This is a genomic window from Allobosea sp. P2_A10 (assembly GCF_056405115.1).
Genome location: NZ_JBFUCS010000043.1, coordinates 1 through 3,689, shown reverse-complemented (window position 1 = coordinate 3,689; position 3,689 = coordinate 1). Strand labels below are relative to the sequence as shown.

At 58.9% G+C, this 3,689-nt stretch carries 6 protein-coding genes; 2 read left to right on the top strand and 4 right to left on the bottom strand.

What is annotated here, in order from left to right:
* Together AC1DZY_RS26345 and AC1DZY_RS26340 are read right to left on the bottom strand one after the other, a co-directional pair.
* The coding region (locus AC1DZY_RS26345; protein ID WP_476823114.1) for an IS66 family transposase at nucleotides 1-372 on the bottom strand (372 nt) is incomplete at its 3' end.
* 118 nt (nucleotides 373-490) lie between these two features.
* Complete coding sequence (locus AC1DZY_RS26340; protein WP_476823113.1) at nucleotides 491-1,378, bottom strand: IS1 family transposase; 888 nt, start codon at nucleotides 1,376-1,378, stop codon at nucleotides 491-493.
* A 105-nt stretch (nucleotides 1,379-1,483) separates the two neighbouring features.
* Here AC1DZY_RS26340 and AC1DZY_RS26335 point away from each other — a divergent pair, with 105 nt between their 5' ends.
* Nucleotides 1,484-2,599 (top strand): ImmA/IrrE family metallo-endopeptidase, encoded by a 1,116-nt coding sequence (locus tag AC1DZY_RS26335; protein WP_476823112.1) that lies wholly within the window; start codon nucleotides 1,484-1,486, stop codon nucleotides 2,597-2,599.
* A gap of 13 nt (nucleotides 2,600-2,612) precedes the next feature.
* On the top strand, nucleotides 2,613-3,095 hold the full coding sequence (locus AC1DZY_RS26330; RefSeq protein ID WP_476823111.1) for a hypothetical protein: 483 nt from the start codon (nucleotides 2,613-2,615) through the stop codon (nucleotides 3,093-3,095).
* Here the strand turns inward: AC1DZY_RS26330 and AC1DZY_RS26325 are convergent.
* Both AC1DZY_RS26325 and tnpB read right to left on the bottom strand, forming a co-directional pair.
* Nucleotides 3,092-3,307 carry an RNA-binding protein gene (locus AC1DZY_RS26325; RefSeq protein WP_476823110.1) on the bottom strand — a complete coding sequence of 72 codons (216 nt, stop codon included), beginning with the start codon at nucleotides 3,305-3,307 and terminating at the stop codon, nucleotides 3,092-3,094. The two genes, AC1DZY_RS26330 and AC1DZY_RS26325, sit on opposite strands and share 4 nt — an antisense overlap.
* A gap of 122 nt (nucleotides 3,308-3,429) precedes the next feature.
* A partial coding sequence (gene tnpB, locus AC1DZY_RS26320; RefSeq protein WP_476823109.1) for an IS66 family insertion sequence element accessory protein TnpB occupies nucleotides 3,430-3,689 on the bottom strand: 260 nt, incomplete at its 5' end.

Here is a 3,689-nt window from a genome sequence, read left to right as displayed (position 1 = left end):
GGTCACGATCACGCGGAACTGGACGGGGACGATGTCGAGACGCTCGGAGACGTCCTCGCCCATCGCATGCAGCTCGCCCCGGCAGCACGGGCAGGTCCTGTCCTGGACGTCGATGATCTGCTCGATGCGCGGCAGGTGCGTGGGCAGCGATCCGCGATTGGCGCGCCGCTTCCGGACCCGGTCGGCGTGCTTGACTGGATCAGTCGCCTCCTCGCCGGCGGCGCCCTCGACCTCGATCTGCTCGGCCTCCTCGAGCCCCAGCAGCAACTGATCGACCGGCAGGCTCTCGGCCCGGCGGCCGAAGCGATGACGTTGGAGCTCCTTGATGATCTGGCGCAACCGCTCGTTCTCGGCGCGCTCCTCCGCGAGCATCGCCCGAAGCGCGATCGGATCGCTGATCAGTGGGTTGGCCGCGTTGCTCGCGAAGCCGATTCAATCATGGATTACAGTGGCTTGCCAGTATCAAGCGATCAACTTGCCGGGTAGTGTCTCAGTTTGAAATTTGAGCCTGCGTCTTTTTGTAAGGGCCGCGCTTCGGAGCCGGCGTGTCGGCGTCCATCATCTCGACAACGTCGGTCCAGTTCAACAGCGTGTCCGACAGGTTCGCCGCCATCGCAGGCGTGACGCGAAGCGTCTTGTGAATGCGAAGAAAATTGTAGTGCACGGCATAGATCGCGACCATGTGCGCGTGGTTCTCGAATTTCTTTGAGAACGCATTCGTCAGGCGCGTGAACCGACGCATGCTCATCCGCATCGTTAGGTTCTGGCGCTCAGCATAGGACGTGCTGATGTGCTTGGGGTCGGGCTTGCCCTCGATCGGCTTCTTGATGATGCCGGTGCAATCGGCCGGGCTGTAGCGGCCCTTGGCGCTGTCGGGAGCGGCACCATAGATCTTCACCAGCATGGCGTAATCGACATCAGCGCCGAAAGCGCCCTCAACGGCCTCCAAATACGCCTTGTGTCCGTCTGACGTGAGTTGCACGCGGGTAGCAAGCCGCGACGCCACATCGTCCATGAACCAGCTCGCGCACTCGCCGTCACGGCCGCCGACGAAGTGCGAGATGATGAGCTTGGTATCGGCCTCGATGGCCGTCCATGTCCAAGCGTCGCCAGCGCCATCCATCGGAGCCTTCATCGCGCCGACGTTTTTCTGCTTCGCGCCGACAAAGGACCAGATTTCATCAACCTGAACCCGCTTGCCCTTCACGCCGCGAACCTTGGCGTCATGGAAGCCAGCGCAGAAGCGCCCGGCGTCCACCAGCAGCTTGCTCACGGTGTTGATCGACACATCGGCAAGCCGCGAGATCGACCGCATGGACGAACCCTCGCAGAGCATGGCGAGGATTTGGGCGCGCTGGGCAACAGAGAGCTTGTTCATGAACCCAACTTATACCTCCCCCCACGATTTTGCAAGCATTAAGTTCAATTTGCGATTAAGGGCAGGTTGGCATATGCTGCCGACTCACAGCGGATGGGCGGCGGAATGGAATTTAAGACACCAGGGCAATTGATCGCGGCCCTCTTAGCGGAAAGGGGCTGGACGCAAAGAGTGTTGGCGATCGTCCTCGGCATGGACGAAACGGGTATCAACAAACTCGTTGCTGACAAGCGCTCCGTAGACGCGGACCTCGCCATCGCATTGGAAGAAGTTTTTCGTGTCCCGGCGGAACGCTTTTTGGCGCTCCAGCAGAATTACGATTTGGCGAAAGCGCGGATTACGACAGTGCCTGACCCAAGCAGGGCTACGCGCGCTCGGCTGTATGGTGATCTACCTGTTGCTGAGATGATCAAGCGCGGGTGGATCACGGCCGATAGCGTTAAAGATCCAGCCGTCGAAGCCGAATTGGCCCGCTTCTTTGGAGTCAACCGCGCTGAGGATATCGAAATCCTGCCGTATGCCGCTAAGAAAACACATGTAAATACCGAGACGACTCCGGCGCAATTGGCTTGGCTATATCGGGTCAACCACATCGCGCGGAATATGCTAGTCGGCCGATATACTCAATCGTCAGTGCAGACCGCTATCGCTCGATTGAAACCTCTGCTGAGCGCGGCTGAGGAAGCGCGGAAAGTCCCCCGAATTCTTGCCGAAAATGGCATCCGCTTTTTGATAGTTGAGGCCTTGCCGTCGTCAAAGATCGACGGTGTTTGCTTTTGGCTGAATCAGTCGTCGCCTGTAGTCGCGCTGTCGATGCGGTTCGACCGCATCGACAATTTTTGGTTTGTGCTCAGACATGAGTTGGAACACGTCGCATGCCGGCACGGTGGCGGCGCGACGATGCTCGACACCGACATAGAGTCAGCGAACGATTTGCTTGCCGACGAAGAGCGTGTCGCCAACGAAGCGGCAGCCGAATTCTGCGTGCCAAAAAAAATGATGGATGCGTTTATCGCGAGGAAGAACCCGATCTTCGCTGAGCGAGATATCTTGGCCTTCTCCAAAATGCTTGGCGTGCATGTCGGCCTCGTCGCTGGGCAGTTGCGTCACCAGTTGCGTCGATATGACAGGTTTGGGAATCACATCGTGAAGATGCGGTCGATAGTCACCCCAAACGCAATAACTGACGGCTGGGGCGACGTAGCCCCGCTCACAACCTGATAAGAGGTATCAGATGGCACGGACGAGTGAAAAGCAGCGCGTCATCCGCGCCTATAAAGATGATACGGGCGTAGTCGAGATCGACATGAAAGAGGTCGCTCGATGGGCGGTTGCCCGTGGTTGGAAACTTCCAACGCCACCAGACCCGCTTGAAATACTCGCAAAGCAGTTTTCGGATGCTGCTCGCGAGACTGTGGAATACGACAAGACCACAGGAAAGCCGTTCCGGGTTTATCATTCGCTCCGCACCTCGCACGGCGGCACGCAGCTAAATTTCAAGTTCATCGACATAAACGAGGCCACGCGACCGCAAATGCTCGTGTCGCTGCAAAATCGCCGCGAGCAAATGGTCAGCGATGGCTTGATGCTCACATACGACCAAGATCATTGGAATGCGATCCATCCCGATGAAAAGCCGATTCAGCTTCCGATGGACCTTCAGTTCGATATCGATCTCAGGAAAGTTGCTGATGACGAGGATGCGGTTGCGTCCTAGTCGGTTTTTTTCCATCGCGCGGACGCTGCGGCGCGGGCAATGTCGGCCCGTGTCTCCGGAGGGAGAGCTAACGCGCGGGCCTTGCCGCCTTTTGCGCGCAACGGCGCTTTAGACGGCGCATCCTCGATCTCGCCGGTAGCGATCCGCATGATGTGGACGGCGTTGCCGATCACGTCGGCGGGGCGCTTCTCGCCTTTGGGGCCTTTAGGCATATGCGGTTCCCGAAGTAGTGGGTTAGTTTGAACGACGACCCGCCGCTCTCCTTGCCGCTAAGCATAACCCCTTGGGCAGCCGAGCGCGACGCTGATTCATGTGGCGTCAACGGCGCGAGATTTCAAACTGAGACACTACCACTTGCCGCGATGGGGACGCGCGTCTCGCGCCGTTCATGCACGCGCCGCCAGTCGAGGCCTTCGAGCAACGCCTGCAACTGTGCCGCTGTCAGCCGAACGACACCGTCGGCGATGGCGGGCCACTGGAACTTGCCGTCTTCCAGCCTCTTCGAGAACAGGCAGACACCCGTCCCATCGAAGTAAACCAGCTTGATCCGGTCGGCGCGCCGCGCCTGGAACACATAAACCGAACACATAAACC